The sequence below is a fragment of the Sporichthyaceae bacterium genome (genome assembly GCA_036493475.1).
GTDB lineage: Bacteria > Actinomycetota > Actinomycetes > Sporichthyales > Sporichthyaceae > DASQPJ01.
The window spans coordinates 1-15,933 of sequence record DASXPS010000142.1 but is presented as its reverse complement, the minus strand read 5'-3'; the positions used below and the strand labels follow the sequence as shown (position 1 = coordinate 15,933).

The 15,933-nt window shown below is 69.1% G+C and carries 18 protein-coding genes; 9 read left to right on the top strand and 9 right to left on the bottom strand.

Annotation, left to right across the window (positions count from 1 at the left end; all coding sequences use genetic code 11):
- The coding region (locus VGJ14_14810; protein HEY2833698.1) for an enoyl-CoA hydratase-related protein at positions 1-393 on the bottom strand (393 nt) is incomplete at its 3' end.
- A gap of 84 nt (positions 394-477) precedes the next feature.
- Here VGJ14_14810 and VGJ14_14805 point away from each other — a divergent pair.
- Positions 478-1,251, top strand: coding sequence for a phosphatase PAP2 family protein (locus tag VGJ14_14805; protein ID HEY2833697.1), 774 nt, complete (start codon positions 478-480; stop codon positions 1,249-1,251).
- Here the strand turns inward: VGJ14_14805 and VGJ14_14800 are convergent.
- Both VGJ14_14800 and VGJ14_14795 read right to left on the bottom strand, forming a co-directional pair.
- A complete protein-coding gene (locus VGJ14_14800; protein HEY2833696.1) occupies positions 1,244-2,191 on the bottom strand; it encodes a hypothetical protein in 948 nt (315 codons plus the stop codon). The two genes, VGJ14_14805 and VGJ14_14800, sit on opposite strands and share 8 nt — an antisense overlap.
- 34 nt (positions 2,192-2,225) lie before the next feature.
- On the bottom strand, positions 2,226-2,873 hold the full coding sequence (locus VGJ14_14795) for an FKBP-type peptidyl-prolyl cis-trans isomerase (protein ID HEY2833695.1): 648 nt from the start codon (positions 2,871-2,873) through the stop codon (positions 2,226-2,228).
- A 171-nt stretch (positions 2,874-3,044) separates the two neighbouring features.
- Between VGJ14_14795 and VGJ14_14790 the strand changes: the two genes are divergently transcribed.
- Positions 3,045-3,908 carry an SGNH/GDSL hydrolase family protein gene (locus VGJ14_14790; protein HEY2833694.1) on the top strand — a complete coding sequence of 288 codons (864 nt, stop codon included), beginning with the start codon at positions 3,045-3,047 and terminating at the stop codon, positions 3,906-3,908.
- A gap of 5 nt (positions 3,909-3,913) precedes the next feature.
- Positions 3,914-4,459: a hypothetical protein gene (locus tag VGJ14_14785; GenBank protein ID HEY2833693.1), complete on the top strand. Its 546-nt coding sequence runs from the start codon at positions 3,914-3,916 to the stop codon at positions 4,457-4,459.
- 83 nt (positions 4,460-4,542) lie between these two features.
- Here the strand turns inward: VGJ14_14785 and VGJ14_14780 are convergent, their stop codons facing one another.
- A complete protein-coding gene (locus VGJ14_14780; GenBank protein HEY2833692.1) occupies positions 4,543-6,120 on the bottom strand; it encodes an ABC transporter substrate-binding protein in 1,578 nt (525 codons plus the stop codon).
- A 300-nt stretch (positions 6,121-6,420) separates the two neighbouring features.
- Between VGJ14_14780 and VGJ14_14775 the strand changes: the two genes are divergently transcribed.
- A complete protein-coding gene (locus VGJ14_14775) occupies positions 6,421-6,561 on the top strand; it encodes a hypothetical protein (protein HEY2833691.1) in 141 nt (46 codons plus the stop codon).
- A gap of 10 nt (positions 6,562-6,571) precedes the next feature.
- On the opposite strand, the gene VGJ14_14770 is transcribed toward VGJ14_14775, so the two are convergent.
- On the bottom strand, positions 6,572-7,084 hold the full coding sequence (locus VGJ14_14770) for a hypothetical protein (protein HEY2833690.1): 513 nt from the start codon (positions 7,082-7,084) through the stop codon (positions 6,572-6,574).
- Between the two features lie 93 nt (positions 7,085-7,177).
- A complete protein-coding gene (locus VGJ14_14765; GenBank protein ID HEY2833689.1) occupies positions 7,178-7,909 on the bottom strand; it encodes an NAD(P)H-binding protein in 732 nt (243 codons plus the stop codon).
- 81 nt (positions 7,910-7,990) lie between these two features.
- Here VGJ14_14765 and VGJ14_14760 point away from each other — a divergent pair, with 81 nt between their 5' ends.
- Positions 7,991-8,464: an Rrf2 family transcriptional regulator gene (locus VGJ14_14760; protein HEY2833688.1), complete on the top strand. Its 474-nt coding sequence runs from the start codon at positions 7,991-7,993 to the stop codon at positions 8,462-8,464.
- On the opposite strand, the gene VGJ14_14755 is transcribed toward VGJ14_14760, so the two are convergent.
- Entirely contained in the window at positions 8,461-9,021 is a 561-nt protein-coding gene (locus tag VGJ14_14755) for an ABATE domain-containing protein (protein ID HEY2833687.1), read from the bottom strand. The two genes, VGJ14_14760 and VGJ14_14755, sit on opposite strands and share 4 nt — an antisense overlap.
- A 53-nt stretch (positions 9,022-9,074) precedes the next feature.
- Between VGJ14_14755 and VGJ14_14750 the strand changes: the two genes are divergently transcribed.
- Complete coding sequence (locus tag VGJ14_14750; protein HEY2833686.1) at positions 9,075-10,040, top strand: DMT family transporter; 966 nt, start codon at positions 9,075-9,077, stop codon at positions 10,038-10,040.
- Between the two features lie 97 nt (positions 10,041-10,137).
- On the top strand, positions 10,138-10,902 hold the full coding sequence (locus tag VGJ14_14745) for a crotonase/enoyl-CoA hydratase family protein (GenBank protein HEY2833685.1): 765 nt from the start codon (positions 10,138-10,140) through the stop codon (positions 10,900-10,902).
- Positions 10,903-10,910: 8 nt separating this feature from the next.
- On the opposite strand, the gene VGJ14_14740 is transcribed toward VGJ14_14745, so the two are convergent.
- Positions 10,911-11,825 carry an SDR family NAD(P)-dependent oxidoreductase gene (locus VGJ14_14740; protein HEY2833684.1) on the bottom strand — a complete coding sequence of 305 codons (915 nt, stop codon included), beginning with the start codon at positions 11,823-11,825 and terminating at the stop codon, positions 10,911-10,913.
- A 128-nt stretch (positions 11,826-11,953) separates the two neighbouring features.
- On the opposite strand from VGJ14_14740, the gene VGJ14_14735 reads away from it, so the two are divergent.
- Positions 11,954-13,003, top strand: coding sequence for an oxygenase MpaB family protein (locus VGJ14_14735; GenBank protein ID HEY2833683.1), 1,050 nt, complete (start codon positions 11,954-11,956; stop codon positions 13,001-13,003).
- Here VGJ14_14735 and VGJ14_14730 read toward each other — a convergent pair.
- Positions 13,000-15,048, bottom strand: a complete 2,049-nt coding sequence (locus VGJ14_14730; GenBank protein HEY2833682.1) for a DEAD/DEAH box helicase — start codon at positions 15,046-15,048, stop codon at positions 13,000-13,002. The two genes, VGJ14_14735 and VGJ14_14730, sit on opposite strands and share 4 nt — an antisense overlap.
- Positions 15,049-15,428: 380 nt before the next feature.
- Here VGJ14_14730 and VGJ14_14725 point away from each other — a divergent pair.
- Positions 15,429-15,933: DUF427 domain-containing protein (locus VGJ14_14725; protein ID HEY2833681.1), on the top strand; the 505-nt coding region annotated here is incomplete at its 3' end.

Below are 15,933 nucleotides of genomic sequence, written 5' to 3'. Positions count from 1 at the left end.
CGTGGCCGAGGAGGCTGCGATCGTCACGTCGCACAGCGCGTGGAGCACGTGCCCGCCTCCGATCGCCACCCCGTTGACCGCGGCGATCACCGGCTTGGGCACGTCGCGGATCAAGCGGTGGAAGTAGCCGATCTCGAACAGGCCGTTGGGCGTCGGGCCGTAGTTGCCCAACTCCGCGCGCACCTTGACGTCCCCGCCCACGCAGAAGGCGCGTTGGCCCGCGCCGGTGAGGATCAGCCCGCGCACGGCCTTGGCCGCCCAGGCCTGCTTGAAAGCGTCGATGAGCTCACTGATGGTCTGGGCGCGGAAGGCATTCATGCGCTTCTCGCGATCGATAGTGATGATCGCGGCATGGCCCTCGACGACATAGGAGATGTCCTCGTAGTGCTCCATGACCCGATATTAGGGTAATAGACAACTCCGGTGTCAATTGATTGAGACGGCCGACGGCGGTACATGGCCCTCTACAGTGCGGGCGTGGACGGCGCGATGGTGCAGGACCAGCCGATGACCGGCCGCTGGTCGTGGGCGGAAACACGGCGGGTGGCACGCGAGGCGCTGATCCTCGGCGTGCTCTGGATGATCTACACATTGGGACGTGCGCTGGCGGCCCGGCACATCGGCCGTGCTTTCCCGAACGCCCGCGACGTCTGGCGGTTCGAACGTTGGGTGCACATCCCGTCCGAGGCGCGGCTGCAGCACTGGGCGCTGCAGTGGAACCCCGGTATTCACATGGCAGATCTGTATTACAAGTACGTCCACCTCACCGACTTCGTGCTGATCTCGGCCTGGTTGCTGATCTGGCGCCCGGAGCACTTCCGCTGGTTCCGCCGGTGCATCGTGTTCATGACGTTTTTCGAGTTGGTCGGGCACTTCGTCTACCCGTTGGCGCCACCCCGGATGAATCAGCAGTTCGGCGTCGTCGACACCGCGCAACTGTTCGGCAACTCCGTCTACGGCAACGACTACAAGAACCACGGCCTGTTCAACCAGTACGCCGCGATGCCCTCCATGCACGTGGCCTGGTCGTGGTTTTTCGCCATCACCGTCATCTCGATCGCGAAGAGCAGGTGGCGCTACCTGATCCTGTTCCACGCCGTGGCGATGACCTACACGGTGGTGGTCACCGGCAACCACTACTGGCTGGACGGCATCATCGGCTTGATGCTGATGGCCATCGCCCTGGTGCTGTTCAACTCCGACAGCCCGTGGCACCGCGCGAAGCTGCGCCGTGCCGTCGGCGCTACTTGATCACCGAGATCAGCGTGACCGCACCCTCGCCGGCCAGGAACTGGCCGGTTTTGCGGTCCAGCCAGATGTCGTAGAGCGCGTACGTGCCGGCGGGCAGTGAGTAGGAGATCTGCAGCACGTGGCCGGAGGACAGTGGGGCTGTCCCGGCGATCGGCGCCGCGAACGGCGAGTGGCCCTGGCCCGGGTCGTGCCGGAAGTAGGACACCACGTCGTCGCGGGTCGTGCCCTTGCGCAGCTTCTGCAACACCAGGTCATGCCAGCCGTACCGGCCGTGGCCGATATTCTCGACCTGCAACATGCCCCTGCGGTGCAGGCTGCGCGGGGTGATGAACTTGTTGTGGCCGTCGATGGTGACGAACTGGTCCACCCGGGGCAGCAGGGCCCCGTTCGAGTCCGGCGCCACGGTGAGCACCGCGACCGGCTTGGCGGTGTCGGCGGCGGCCAGGTCCTGCAGGTACACGGTGCCCGTGGGCAACTCCACGGTCAGCGAGGCATCGTGGCCCTTGCTGGTGGCCACTCCACCCACGCTGATGGTCGATTCCTCGGCGGCGGTGGTGACCCGGGCCCGCTCCGCGTGGGTGGCCGCCCGATCGGCCCGCACCGGGGCAACCGGCGCGGGCGCCGGCTGCGGATCCGGTACCGGATTCACCGCGTTCGGTGTGCTGTCGGCCGGCTGGGCGGGAGCGGGCGGCGGCGCCTGCGGGCGGCGGCTGAGGAAGAAGGAGAGATTGTTGTCCGCCGAGGTCGAGGACACCCGGAACGTGGTCCAGCCCGAGCGCAGGTGGTCAGCTCCGCTCAGCGTTGCGTGCGAGCCGTCCATGGTCACGGTGACCACCGGCGGTGCCGCCTCCGCGACCGCGTGTGCCAACGGGCTGCCGGGCAGCACGGCGACGAGCGTCAAGGCGCCGAGCGCGCTGACCCGACGCGAGATCTCGAGCATGCGGATTCCCCCTCCGGTTTGTGCTGACGACCCGTCACCCAGCGGGGGCCAACGACACCAGGTCGACCACGAACACCAGCACGGCGTTCGGCCCGATGTCGGGCGGGCTGCCCTGCGGGCCGTAGCCGAGGTCACCGGGGATGACGATCTCCCGACGCCCACCGACCTTCATACCGACGATGCCCCCGGCGAAGCCCGGCACTACCTGGGACAGCGGAAACGTCGCCGGGTCCGGACCACGGCTCCAGGAGGAGTCGAATTCCTTGCCGTTGGCGTAGAGCACACCGATGTACTGCACGTTGACCGTGTCGCTGGCCGCCGCGGCCTGACCGGTACCGACCACCAGGTCGCGGACCACCAGTCCGGTCGGCGCGGTGCCGGTGCCCTTGGAGATTCCCGGCTTCTTCTTCAGGTCGGTGGCATTGCTGACCGCGGGCACGCCGGACAGGGCCTTATCGCCCTTCGGTGCCGCCGAGGCAGTGGGCATAGAGGCAGCCGGCGCGCTGCCGTTGCCCGCGGTGTCGGAGCCCGACTGGGAAGCCGCGGAGTCCTGGTTCGCGGTGGACGAACTGTCGCTGCCGCCGCCGCCACAGGCGGACAGCAGCAGGCCAGAACTCAACAGCAGAACTGCGGCTCGGCGGGCCGCGCGGACGGAAACACTTGCGGGCGTCTGGATGCTCATGCGCCGGATTGTGTCGGACGGTGAGCCGGGGTGCGCGCCGCCCCGCCGACAGTGACCGGGGTGTGACGGAGGGAAACACGCGGTTACTGCGCCGTTCGCCCGGGATATACCTGCTTCGCCCTGGCTGTCCTCTTCCCCTCGGCTAACCCTGGCCTTCCTACGGTGGCCGGGATGTCTGGATGCCGCCCGGCCCGACTGGCTCGTGCCAGGGTGGTGCCGCTATTGGCCGTGGGCGTGTTGACCGCCTGTTCGCCGGGGAGCGATTCCGCCGTGGGCCTCGCCGCGCCCGCCGGATTGGCGACGCCGGTTCCCACCAAGGCGAAGGCGGCGAGCCCGGCGGCGACGCACAAGGCGACGGTGCGCAAGAAGACCCCGGTGGTGGTGGGGTTCGGCGACTCCGTGCCGGCCGGCGGAGGTCACTGCAACTGCACGAACTTCGTCACCGCCTACGGCAACCTGCTCGCCGCGCACACCGGGATCAAGCCGACCGTGGACAACTTCGCGGTGTCCGGTTCGACCAGCGCGGATCTGGTCGATCAGATGGCGGAATCCGCAGTGCGCGCCGCGGTCGCCGGGGCGACCACGATCCTGATCATGACCGGGGCCAATGACTACAACGATGCCTTCGACGAGGTCAGCATCGGGGTGGACCCGACCAAGGCCTATCCCCCAGTGGCCACCGCGGTGGAGGACAACGTCACCACGGTGATCGGCAAGATCCGGGCGTTGAACCGCACCGCGCACGTGGTGGTGCTGGACTACTGGGCCTCGATGGAGGACGGCGCGGTCGCGGAGAAGGACTACGACGCGCCGACCGCGGCCGCCTCGATCGCCTGCACCGCCTCAACGAACTCCGCGTTGTTGCTGGCCGCGAATGCCACCGGGGCCAGCTATGTGTCGACCTACACCGCGTTCAAGGGTCCCAAGGGCACTGTCGACGACACCAACCTGTTGATGCCGGACGGTGACCACCCCAACCCGACGGGGCATCAGGTGATCGCCAAGGCGATCGCCGCGGTGTACCCGAGCGGATGAGCGCCATGACGCGCCGTCAGTCCCGCGGCACCGTCGCCCTGGTGGCGGCGGTGGCGATGCTGGTCGCGGGGTGCGGAGGAGGTGGCGGCGGGCACAGCGCGGCAGCGCCTGCCGCCGCCTCCCACCCGACGGCCACCAAGGCGTCCTTCGCGGAGTACCGACAGTGCCTGGCCGCGCACGGGATCGCGCGGGCCACCGAGCGGCCGACCGCACGGCCCACACCTGGCTTGCGGCGGCAGCTGGATCCGGCGCAGGTGCAGGCGTTCCAGGCCGCTCGGCAGGCTTGCCAGGCCGACCGCCCGGCCGGCGGGTTCCGCGCCGGGATGTTCAGCCACCACCAGCGCTCCGGGATCCGCGAGTGCATGAAGGATCACGGCATCACGCTGCCGCGGCCGCCGATGCACCCGACCGCGGGCCCGACGCCCACCGAGGATCGCGGCGGGATGTTCGCCGACCTGAATCGGCACGACCCGGCGGTGCAGAAGGCGCTCACCGCATGCCGCGCTGAGTTGCTCGGCAAGGCGACGCCGCAGCCCTCCCCAACCTCCTGACGGTGGAAGTTCCCACTGCCGCCGGGCGCCGTGGTCCTCCCCGGCGGCAGTGGATCGAGTATCAGCCCTACGGCTGAGACGGCTCACTTCCAGGTGTAGACCACGAACTGGTTATCGTCCGGTTGGAAGCCGTTCGGCGAACCGTCCGGGTTGGACACCGTGTTCGTGGATGTGTACTTGTACATGAATTCGCGGCCCTGGCCGTAGTCGTGACTCCAGTTGTCGCCGGTGCGCTCCTGCTGGGTATAGGCGAACCGTTGATCCAGCGAGGAATCGGCCTGCCACACCGTGCCGTTGTCCTCCTCGGCCATCACCCGCTGCCGGGTGAGGTTGGGGCCGACGGCCTCGGCCGCCCGGGCGAAGATCTCCGTACCGGTGTAGGCGGCCTGCACGATGTGGTGGTTGATGCCCTGGTTACCGCGGGCGTACTTGTTCATCGTGGCAATGAACTCCGGACCCCACAGCTTGTAGGTGGTGTTGGTCCAGTACCGACCCACCGGCCATTTGCCGAAGATCGAGCCCAGGATTTCCGCAGCGAGGTGGTTACCGGAAATCCCCATGGGCGGGTAGTAGCCCTGCTGCGCGGCCTCCACCATGAACTTCGCCATGGTCGCCGGGTTGATCACGTAATGAATGATGTGATCGGGGTTCGCGGCGCGGAACGCCAACACATAAGCCGACATCGAGGTTTCCGAGATCGACACGTCGGCCCGCTTGACCATCTTCGCGCCGCTGGCGTCCATGATCTTCTGCACCTCGTTGCAGGCCAGCTGCATCTCCGGGGAGGTCAGGCAGATCATCCCGTAGGTCTTCGGGTGGACGACGTTGGCAGCCCAGTGGGCGCCCGCCATGGCCTCGTGAATCATCGACATGTGCGTGGGGAACATGTACGGGTCCTGCCACTCGGTCTGCGAGTAGGCCCACTCGGCGAAGGCCGGTAGACCGAACTGGTGCAGGTCGTCGTGCACCGAGGCGCTACCCCAGCTGGAGATGCTGATCAGCCCGAAGATCTTGTCGACCCCGACCAGCTTCTTGATGCAGGACTTGGTCCGGGACACCTCGCCAGGGCCGTCGTCGCAGTCGGTCAGCGACATGCGGCGGCCCAGGACGCCGCCGCGGTCGTTGATCGAATCGATGATGCCGTTGATGCCGCTCACCATCGGGGTCACCAGCACGTTGCCCAACGCCATGCCGTGCATGGAGATGGTGCCCATCTTGATCGAGTCCTTGGTGACCCCGATGTCGGTGGCACCGTCCTTCGCCTCGGCGATCTTCGTGTTCTCCGCCCCCTCGGCGGGGCTGTCGATGGACTTGATGTCCGACCCCGCCGATCCGGAGCCCGCCACAGCCTTCGCGGTGGTGGCCTTGCTCGCCTTCGTGCCCGTCTTGGCAGCCGACTTGGCGGCCTTCGCCGCCGGGGCCGCCTTGGTCGCGGCCTTCGCGGCGGGCGCCGCCGGAGCTGCCGGGACAGCGGCAGCCTTGCTCGCCGCGCCGTCCGTGGCCGGAACCGCCGCCGCGGGTGCCGCCTTCGCGGCGGTCGCCGGATGCTGCGCCACCGCGTTGTTGCTGGAACCACTGCCACATGCGGCGAGCACCAGCGCCGTGCTCGCCAGCAGTGGCACCACGGCCACCAGCGGTCTCGTTCTGCTGAGGTACCTCACACGCGCTCCTCGTTCTGAAGCTCCGGTCGGGTCCGTTAATTAGGTGCGGACCACACGACGTGCAGAGCCTGCGGAGCTTGCACAGCGACAGCGCGACGCGGCAGTCCTGGCGTCGATATTGGGCGGACAAGATGAAAAAACCCGGACATTTCGGCCAACCAACGGCAAGCTGAACGCGCCGGCGGATGCAATTCGATAACGGTGCGCGATTCGCGTTCGCCGCGCGGGGCCGCGATCCCGCACGTATCCTCGAGCGGGCACGTCGAGCGCTCCGTGGGATGCGAGAAGGGACCGCGGTCGGTGAGCGACCCCGAGGAGATCGAGGCTTTCTGGCGGGACTACCACCGCCGGGAGCGGGAGATCGCCCGTCGCTATGCGATCCAGATCCCGATTTTCGTGGTGCTGGTCGGACTGTTCGTGTGGCTGCTGCAGCTGGTGTAGCGAGTACGGGTCAGGCGGCGCTGGTGCCGGCCGGGTTGTCCGTCGGTGCCGCGGTGGGCACCCCGATCTCCATGAACCGCATCACCACGTCTTGAGCCACCTGCCCGCAGGTCTGTTGCACCTCGGTCCCGGCAACCAGGCGGTCGAACACCAGGTTCTTCTCGGACGGGAACATCAACGGGCTGCCGGGCGCGGCGACCACCTTGACGAAGCCGTCGAGCGTACGCAGGTGGGAGACCAGCGAGCGCAGGGTGAGAAGCACGCCGGACGGCGCACCGGGCAAGTACCAGATCACCGTGTAGCCCGCGGCGACCAACCCCGGTGGTGCGGGGTCCGTCGGGTCGTAGAACCCGTCGGGACGGGGGGTCGGCGGCGGCTGCCCGACCGGTGCCGGCGTCGGGTTCGGCAGCGGAGCCGGGCTGTCGCACTGGGCCGCGAGAGCCCCCACCCCGATGGCCTCGTCAGGCAGCGTCGAGGTGTCCGTCGCGGTCGCGCAGCCGGCGAGCAACCCCAGCAGACTCATCGCGAGGACACTGCGCACCCGTGTGCACCGGATCGACACCCGTCCACGGTAGGGCGCGGATGAGCCGGACCGGCGCCACGGGGCAGGACACGCTCACTGCTGGTCGAACCACGTCTGCCAGTCGGGCCCGCGCAGCAGCGCGCCCGGACCGGGCAGCATCGACCCGTCCATCATGCTCTGCGGCGTCGGCGCCGTTTCCACCTTCAGATTCAGCCCGCGGCGTTCGATGACCCGTTCGACGAGGTCGACCATGTGTTCGGCCTTCGGCCCCGCGAGGTCGACGTCGCCGGCCACTTCGCCCACCGCCGCGGACACCAGCAACACGGCGATCTCCGCGGTCGCGACCGGCTGCGTCGGGGCGTCGAGGGCGTAGACGACGTCACCCTGCCGGTACCAGTCGATGGCCTGAATGGCGAACTCGTGGAATTGCGTCGCGCGCACGATCAGCACGCCCGGCGCGTGCGCCCGATAGGCCTGCTCCTGGGCGACCTTGGCCACGTAGTACCCGAAGTCCGGGCTGAGGTCGGTGCCGACGATGGAGAGCACCACGGTGCGCTGCACCCCGGCCGCGGCGGCCGCCCGACCCAGGTTCTCCGCGACCGTGGTGAAGAACGTCTCAGCCTCCGCACCATCGACCGACGGACTGGATGTCACGTCCACGACCGCGTCCACGCCGACCAGCGCCCCCCGCAGGCGCCCGTCGGGGTTGAGCAGGTCGAAACCGGTGCTGCGGGCCAGTTCGACGACCTCGTGCCCCTGCGCCCGGGCCAACGCGGTGACCTGGCTGCCGACCAAACCGGTGGCACCTGCGACGGCGATCTTCATGGCTCCTCCTCAAACGTGGATAACTTCTAACCTAGATTAGCATAATCGCGGACAGATGTCATCCGCGTTATGCTGACCCGCATGAAACTGGCCGCCGGGGTCGAATGGGCGATCCACTGCTGCGTGGTGCTCAGTCGCGCCGATGGTCCGGTTTCGGCCCAGCGTCTTGCCGAGTTTCACGGCGTCTCCCGGACGTATCTGGCGAAGAGCTTGCAAGCACTCTCCCGCGCCGGTCTGGTCACCTCCACCGAGGGTCGGGTCGGCGGCTATGCGCTCGATCGCCCGGCGGAACAGATCAGCGTGCTCGATGTAGTGCTGGCCGTTGAGGGAAGCGAGCCGGCGTTCCGCTGCACGGAGATCCGGCGCAACGGCCCGTTCGGGGCCGAACCGGACGAGTGCGTCGAGATGTGCGCCGTTGCCGCGGTGATGGCGAAGGCCGAGACAGCCTGGCGCGGGGCGCTGGCCGAGGTGAGCATCGCCGACCTCGCCGCTCATGTCGCCGGTATCACTCCCCCGGAGCAGGCTGCCGCGGTGCGCGCCTGGCTGACCCACTAACCAACTGAGGATCCGTCAGCTTCACGTTGCCGGGCTCGATGCGCGCGCACCCGCAGGCGCACCCCGCACCGCTCGTCCGAACACCAGCGTCGCCGCCCGGTGTGGTCGAGGTAGATCGCAGAGCAGGTGTCGTCGCCGCAGGCGTGCAGGCGTGCCAGGTTCGGACCGGTCAGGTCGGCCACGGCTTGGCGGGCCAAGTGACCGAGCGCTACCGACGCGTTGGCGGGCCGCTGGAGACCCAGCGCTCCGGATAAGCGCAGCCGCAGCGGCTGGTCGGCGGCCAGCGCCTGCTGCACGATCCGTCGGTCCGCCCGCGCCGGTTGCTCCCCGCGCAGGGTCGCGGCGGTGAGGCGGTGCAGGGCCTCACGTAGTTTCCGGGCCGTTTCGACATCGGCGGCGGTGACGGCACCGGCCGGCTCCATGCCGTGCTCGGCCAGCCAGGCGTGCAGGGCCGCCGGGTCGGCCAACATCTCGGTCTTGACCGACCGGTAGCGCCCCAACTCGGTGGACAGGAAATCCAACCAGTCGGCGCCGTTGCCCGTGCGGAACTCCGTCATGATCCCAGTGTAACGACTTGACACGTTACGACAAGCCTTGCAAGGTGTAACGCATGAAGTCGTTACAGATCGATCGCCTCGGCGCCCTGTTCGTCGTTGTGTGGACCAGCGGCTACGTCGGCGGAGCGCTCGCCGCGCGCAGCATCGCGCCACTCACCGCCAACTTCTGGCGGTTCGTCCTCGGCGCCGCGGTGTTGACGGTGCTGGCCGGTAGGCGTGCGGAGCGCTGGCCCCGCGGGGCGCGAGAACTGCGATCCGTGGCCCTGGTCGGCGTGCTGTTGTTCACCGTGCAGTTCGGCGGTCTGTACACCGGCATGGCCGAGGGCACGCCCGCGGGCACCACCGCGCTGATCGGCTGCTCATCGCCGTTGTTGGTGGCCGCGGGCGGCGCGGCGTTGGGCTGGGACCGCCTCACCCCGCGGCGCTGGGCCGGCATCGGGCTGGGGGTGGTCGGCGTCGTGGTCACCCTGGGCGACCGGGTCGGGCGACCGCCCACCGTCGCGGCGTTGTCCTGGACGTTGCTGGGCCTGCTCGGCCTGTCCGCCGGAACCCTGCTGCAGGGCCGACTACGCACCAGCGCCGGCCCGGCTGCCTTGGCCGCCACCGAACTGACCGCTGCGGCCGCGGTGATGGCGGTATGGGCACCGCTGAGCGGGTCGCTGTCGATTCCTCTCACCACAACGGCAATCGCCGCACAGGCCTGGATCACCCTCGTGCCCGGCATCGGCGGGCCGTTGCTGTTCTTCGCGCTGATCGCCCAACGCGGCGCCACCCGCGCGAGCAGCCTGCTGTTCCTGGTTCCCGCGGTCACCGCGCTGGCGGCCTGGCCCATTCTGGGCACACCGGTCTCCCCGACCGCCGTGCCCGGTCTGGCCCTGGCCGGACTCGGGCTGTGGCTGGCCCGGCGGCCCTCGTCGGCACCGAGCCCGAAGACCCACACGCGGCCGGTGCTCTCCCGGCTACCGGCCGCCCGGCGCAATCAATCGGCGGCACAGAACGTTGCGCCCTCGATGCGTTGATGGTTACTGATGGCCGCCGTGCACGGGGCGAACTAGTCGCCGCCTAGGGTGAACCCGCGCCGACAGCGGTTCGACGCGGGCAGGGAGGCACACAGGCATGGCAGCCGTGGTCAGCACCGAACAGCGCGACGGCGTGCAGATTGTCACCATCAACCGGCCCGAGGCGCGCAACGCGGTCAACCGCGCGGTCGCCGAGGGCATCGCGGCGGCGATGGACGAACTCGATGCCCGCGAGGACCTCGTGGTCGGGGTCATCACCGGCGCCGGTGGCACGTTCTGCGCGGGCATGGACCTCAAGGCGTTCGTGGCCGGCGAGGTCGTGACCATCCCGGGGCGCGGGTTCGCCGGGCTGTGCAGCAACCCGCCGACCAAGCCGCTGATCGCCGCGGTGGAGGGCTGGGCGCTGGCCGGCGGTTGCGAGATCGCCCTGACCTGTCCGCTCATCGTCGCGGCAGAGACGGCGAAGTTCGGCATCCCCGAGGTCAAACGCAGCCTGGTCGCCGGTGCCGGTGGCCTGTTGCGCCTGCCGCGCCGCATCCCGCCGGCCATTGCCTACGAACTCGCCCTCACCGGTGACCCGCTGACCGCCGAGGTCGCGCACCGCCACGGCCTGGTCAACCAACTCGTGCCCGAGGGCGGCGCCCTGGAGGGTGCGCTCGCGCTGGCCGCGCGCATCACCCCGAACGGGCCGCTGGCGCTGACCGCCACCAAGCAGATCCTCGACTTCGCCACCGAGCACAACGTCGAGGAGGGCTGGTCGTACCAGGGGCCGCTGCTGCCGCCGGTGTTCACCTCCAACGACGCCCGCGAGGGCGCGATCGCGTTCGCCGAGAAGCGCGCCCCGAAGTGGACCGGTAGCTGATCTGTATTTCAGACCGGGAACTGCACGCCGGTCAGCTCCTCCGAAACCGCCCACAGCCGCTGCTGGAGCGCCGCGTCGTGTGACTGGGCGCTGGATTTCACCACACGCGGGGCACCCCTGAGCTCACCCGGACCGTCGGGCCCGTAGTACTGCCCGCCGAGCACGGCTGGGTCGGTGGTGGCCCGCAGCGTGGGCAGCGCCCCCTGCGCCGGGGACTGCGCGAGGACCCGCCCGAGGGGCACCAACGCCCGCAGCACCACCGGTGAATTCCGGGCCAGTTCGGTGTTGGAGAAACCCGGGTGGGCGGCGACGGCGAGCGTGGGGGCACCGGCCGCGGCGAGCCGGCGCTGTAGTTCGTAGGTGAACAGCAGGTTGGCCAACTTGGACTGGCCGTAGGCCTGCAATCGGTCGTAGGAGCGCTCCCACTGCAGGTCCTCGAAGTGGATCCGGGCCCGAATGCGGTGGCCGACACTGCTCACCGTCACCACTCGCGCACCGGGCACCGCCGTCATCCGATCGAGCACCAGGCCGGTGAGCGCGAAATGCCCGAGGTGGTTGGTGCCGAACTGCAGCTCGAAACCGTCCGCGGTGTTCTGACGGGGCGTATACATCACGCCGGCGTTGTTGATCAGCAGATCGATGGCGGCGAACCGAGAGCGCAACTCCTCGGCGGCAGTGCGCACCGAGGCGAGCGAGCTCAGGTCGAGTTGCTGCACGGAGACGTCCGTGCCGGACGCGGCAGCGGTGATCCGCTCGGCCGCCTGCTTGCCCTTCTCCGTGTCCCGTACGGCCAGCACCACGGTGGCCCCGTGCGCGGCGAGCGCGCGAGCGGTGTCGAAGCCCAACCCGGTGTTGGCCCCGGTGATCACCGCGACCCGGCCGCGCTGGTCGGGGATGTGGCTCTCGGTCCACTTCTCGTTCATCGTCTCTCCGTCCCACCATTTCAGACCGTCGGTCTCTTATTCGACACTAAAGAACCCCAACCTCCACAGCAGAGGGGTGGTCGTAGCGTGTGCCGCACGCGGCCTGGCGTCCGGCGAGAGGACCTTCCGTGGATCTGCACCTGCGCAAGCCAACCGACATCCGTCCCCATCGCGACAACGGGTTCTTCGGTCCCGGTTCGGTGACCTGGAAAGTGTGGTCCTACCCCACCTCGGTGGTGCTGGGGTTCCTGCGCTCGGTGGTGATCGAAGAGCTCGACCCGTTCCTGGTCGCCTCGGTGGCGCACAGCGGTCAGGTCAAACAGCGCACGCAGCTGCGCTACGACCGCACCATGCAGTATTTCGCCACCGTCAAGTTCGGTGACGCGCAGTCAGTTCTCAAGGCTGCCGAGACATTGGCGAAGATCCACGGTCGATCGGTCGGGCCGGAACCGGTCACCGGTGGGCAGTTCGACGCCAACGACCCCGACTCACAGTTGTGGATTCACCTCACCGCCTGGCACTCGATCCTCTACACCTACGAGGTGTTCGGGCCGGGCAAGCTGTCCGCGGCCCGGGAGGCGCAGTACTGGCGCGAGTGCGCGATCGCGGCGCATTTCCAGACCATCGACCCGGCCACGGTTCCGCTGACCCGGGATGGCGTCGCCGCGTACTTCGAGGCCTACCGACCGCGCCTGGTGGGGTCGGACGTCGCCAAGGACATGATGAACTTCCTGCTCGACGCGACCTCGCGGTTCCTGGACGGCGTGGTCCCGAATCTGGTGGCGAAGCCGATCTCCGCGGTGATCCGGCGGGCCGTGATCGCCACGTTCCCGGCATGGATGCGGGAACTTTCCGGCCTGGAGCAGTCCAGGGCCGTCGACCTCGCGGTCACCGCCCAGGTCAAGGTGGTGGTCAAGGCGCTGTCCCTGAACCGACGCCTGCAGCTGGCGGTGCTGGCCAAGTTCTCCCCGCTGACCGTGCCGATCGTCGCCCCGATCATGTTCGAGGTGCCCGCCACGGACCCCAAGGTGTGGAGCCCGCAGGAGGCCTACGCCCACTTCGCGGTCCCGACCCCGCGCGAGCAGTACGCCGCGATGCTCGCCGCGCGGGCGACCGGCCACGGGCCGGCTCCCTATGATCAGCACCACCACGATCCGATCGTGGATTTCCCGGGTTAGGCCGGCTCCGCCAACGCCTCGGTCAACAGCGCCACCAGCGCTTCCAACTGCACGTCGACGGAGGAGGAGATCTCCTCATCCGACCCGTCCAGCGCCCGCGCCGCCAACCCGGCCTTGCTGTCGATCAGCTCGGCAATCCGGGCGTCGATGGTCTGCGCGGCGATGATGCGCCAGGCGGTGACCGGCATGGTCTGGCCGATGCGGTGGCTGCGGTCGATGGCCTGCGTCTGCTCGGCGTCGGTCCAGGACAGCTCGGCGAGCACGATGTTGGAGGCGACCTGCAGGTTGATGCCGACGCCGGCGGCGGTCAGCGAACACACCGCGATGGCGACCTCGGGGTCGTTGACGAAGGCGTCGATCTCCTTCTGGCGCGCCTTCGAGGTCTGATCGCCGCGGATCGAGGAGTAGCGAATGTCGGCCTTGGTGAAGGTCTCCTCGGCCGCGTCCATGACGTCGATGTGCTTGGCGAAGAACACCACCTTGCCCGCGCTGCGGGCCAGCTGTGCGGCGTAGTCGGCGGCGAGCACGGCCTTCGCCTGGCCGATCTTGCGCATCATGCCGAACACGTTTCCGTCGGTCTTACTGGTGGTCGCTTCCTTGCGCTCCCGGTTGGCGATGGTGCGCACCAGGTCGTGGTCGATGCCCTCCACGATCACCCCGGCATGCCGCGTCTCCAGCGCCGCGCGGTACCGGGAGACCATGCGCTTGGCCAGCCGCTGCTCGGCCAGCCGGATCGAGCGCGCGGCCTTGTCGTCGAGCTCGACCGGCAGATCGGCGATACGCCGGGCCGGGATGTCCGCGGCCACGTCGATCTTGCGGCGCCGGACGATGCCCATGTCGATCACGGCTTTGCGGGCGGCGGGGTAGAAGCCGGGGTCGATCGGCGTCAGGTTGGTGTCCTCGAGGGAATGCATCAGCTCGCGCAGCGGCTTTTTCTCGTCAATCCAGCCGAGGAACTGCCAGATCGCCCGGAAGTCCTCGATGTCGTTGATCAGCGGGGTACCGGTCAATGCCATCAACAGCGGCCGCGGCGTACGCGCGCGGATGCGGTCGGCGAGTTCCAGCACGTGCTGTGAGCGCTGGGAGGTCTTGTTCTTGATGAAGTGCGCCTCGTCGACGACCATCCCGCGGAAGCCGAAATCGCCGATCCACCCCACGTGGCGGTCCAGCACCTCGTAGTTGACGATCACGATGTCGGCGAACCCGTCGATGGTGTCGCCGTTGCCGTGGATCACGGTGGCCGAGCGATTAGGGGTCCACAGACCCACCTCGCGCGCCCAGTTGGTCTTGACCACGTTCGGCACCACGGCCAGCAGTGGATAGGCATTCGTCGCCTGTGCGGCGAGCAGCGCCTGCGCGGTCTTGCCCAGGCCCGGCTCGTCGGCGAGCAGGAAGGTCCGGTGACCCGCGGCTGCGGCGGCAACCATCTGGGCCTGATGTGGCATCAGCTCCACCCCGCTGGCCACCCGTTGGATGGAGCGGGCGGGCAGCGGCATGCAGGCGATCGCGCCGTCGGAGGCCTCCTCGAAGGCGCGGAACAACGGGCCGAGCAGCTCCCAGGTGGCCAGGTGACGTACCGGCGTGTTGGTCTTCGGGACCGCGGAGAAATCCGGGGCCAGGAACGGGTTGGCCAGCCGGCGCGAGACGATCGCCTGCGGCACCACGCGGCGCTCGAGGCTCGGGTCGACCGGGGTCGGCGGCGGCGGGGGCAGGAACTCCTCGGGGGTCACCTCGACGCCCGCGTCGGCGAGCATGGTCCGGGTCAGCGTCCGGGCCGCCTCGGAGACCACGGCGTCCTCGGCCAGCAGGGCCAGCAGCGAGGTGTCCCGGGCCGCGGTCTGCGCCAGGATCATCGCGATCCCGTCCAGCCGCTTGAGCATTTCGGTCCGTTGGGCCTGGTTGATCTTCTCGTCCGATCGGACCCGCGCGCGTTCCTGGCGCACCAACAGGGCGACCACCTGGAATTTGGTGCGCACCGAGGACGGCACGGAGCCGCGCGCGACGGACGCCTCCACCTCGCGCACCGTCCGCGCGAGCACGGGCATGATGCCCTCGGCCTGCCGCGGACGCGGTCGGCGATCAGGGCGCGGGGCGCTACGGCGTGCACCCGATGGGGCCTGCCGAGGTCGAGCCAACAACTCCTCCTTCAGGAGTCGTGCGAGAGACGAGCCGGGTGGTTGGGCCCCCGGTACGACTCGGCCGCCGGATCCACAAGGGATCGGCGTGCATTCCGCCCCCCGGCGAAAATCGCCAGGTGAGTCCACGGGTCGGCCGCTCCGAGAGCACCCGTGTGCACCCAGTATGACGCAGACACGACCCGAATGGTTATCGGGTACGGCACGCGAGTACCAAAGATCCCGGAACAGCCACCCCCGTCCCGTGGTTGGCGCCTGCAGGAAGGCGGCGTCGGGCGGAGGAGACAGCGGTGGAACAGCGCGGACGGGTTCGGGTCGAGGTCAGCCCCAAACGGGTGCGCGCGGTCCTCGGCGGCGAGGTGATAGCCGACTCCCGGGCGGTCCGGCTGGTCTGGGAGAAGCCGCAGTACCCGACCTACTACTTCCCGGCGGACGACGTCCGCGCCGCGCTGGTGCCGACCGGCGTGACGGAGCGCTCACCGAGCCGCGGAACCGGCGAGCGTTACGACGTGAAGGCCGCCTCGACCACCGCCCCGGGCGCGGCGTTGCGCTACCCGGATTCCCCCATCGAGGAGCTGCGCGGTCTGATCAGGTTGGACTGGGCGGCGATGCAGGAGTGGCTGGAGGAGGACGAACCCGTCTACGTGCACCCGCGCGATCCCTACACCCGGGTGGACGTGCTCGCCTCGTCCTGCCACGTGCGCGTCGAGGTGGACGGGGTGACGGTCGCGGAGTCCCGGCAACCGCGGATCCTGTTCGAGACCGGCCTGCCGCCGCGTTACTACCTACCGCTGA

Excerpts from the sequence above, each read along its gene's own strand:
- VGJ14_14745 (HEY2833685.1), top strand. The coding sequence starts at position 10,138 with ATGGCAGCCGTGGTCAGCACCGAACAGCGCGACGGCGTGCAGATTGTC.
- VGJ14_14730 (HEY2833682.1), bottom strand. The coding sequence starts at position 15,048 with ATGCCCGTGCTCGCGCGGACGGTGCGCGAGGTGGAGGCGTCCGTCGCG.
- VGJ14_14800 (HEY2833696.1), bottom strand. The coding sequence starts at position 2,191 with ATGCTCGAGATCTCGCGTCGGGTCAGCGCGCTCGGCGCCTTGACGCTC.
- VGJ14_14790 (HEY2833694.1), top strand. The coding sequence starts at position 3,045 with ATGTCTGGATGCCGCCCGGCCCGACTGGCTCGTGCCAGGGTGGTGCCG.
- VGJ14_14760 (HEY2833688.1), top strand. The coding sequence starts at position 7,991 with ATGAAACTGGCCGCCGGGGTCGAATGGGCGATCCACTGCTGCGTGGTG.
- VGJ14_14770 (HEY2833690.1), bottom strand. The coding sequence starts at position 7,084 with ATGAGTCTGCTGGGGTTGCTCGCCGGCTGCGCGACCGCGACGGACACC.
- VGJ14_14765 (HEY2833689.1), bottom strand. The coding sequence starts at position 7,909 with ATGAAGATCGCCGTCGCAGGTGCCACCGGTTTGGTCGGCAGCCAGGTC.
- VGJ14_14740 (HEY2833684.1), bottom strand. The coding sequence starts at position 11,825 with ATGAACGAGAAGTGGACCGAGAGCCACATCCCCGACCAGCGCGGCCGG.
- VGJ14_14785 (HEY2833693.1), top strand. The coding sequence starts at position 3,914 with ATGACGCGCCGTCAGTCCCGCGGCACCGTCGCCCTGGTGGCGGCGGTG.
- VGJ14_14750 (HEY2833686.1), top strand. The coding sequence starts at position 9,075 with ATGAAGTCGTTACAGATCGATCGCCTCGGCGCCCTGTTCGTCGTTGTG.
- VGJ14_14795 (HEY2833695.1), bottom strand. The coding sequence starts at position 2,873 with ATGAGCATCCAGACGCCCGCAAGTGTTTCCGTCCGCGCGGCCCGCCGA.
- VGJ14_14755 (HEY2833687.1), bottom strand. The coding sequence starts at position 9,021 with ATGACGGAGTTCCGCACGGGCAACGGCGCCGACTGGTTGGATTTCCTG.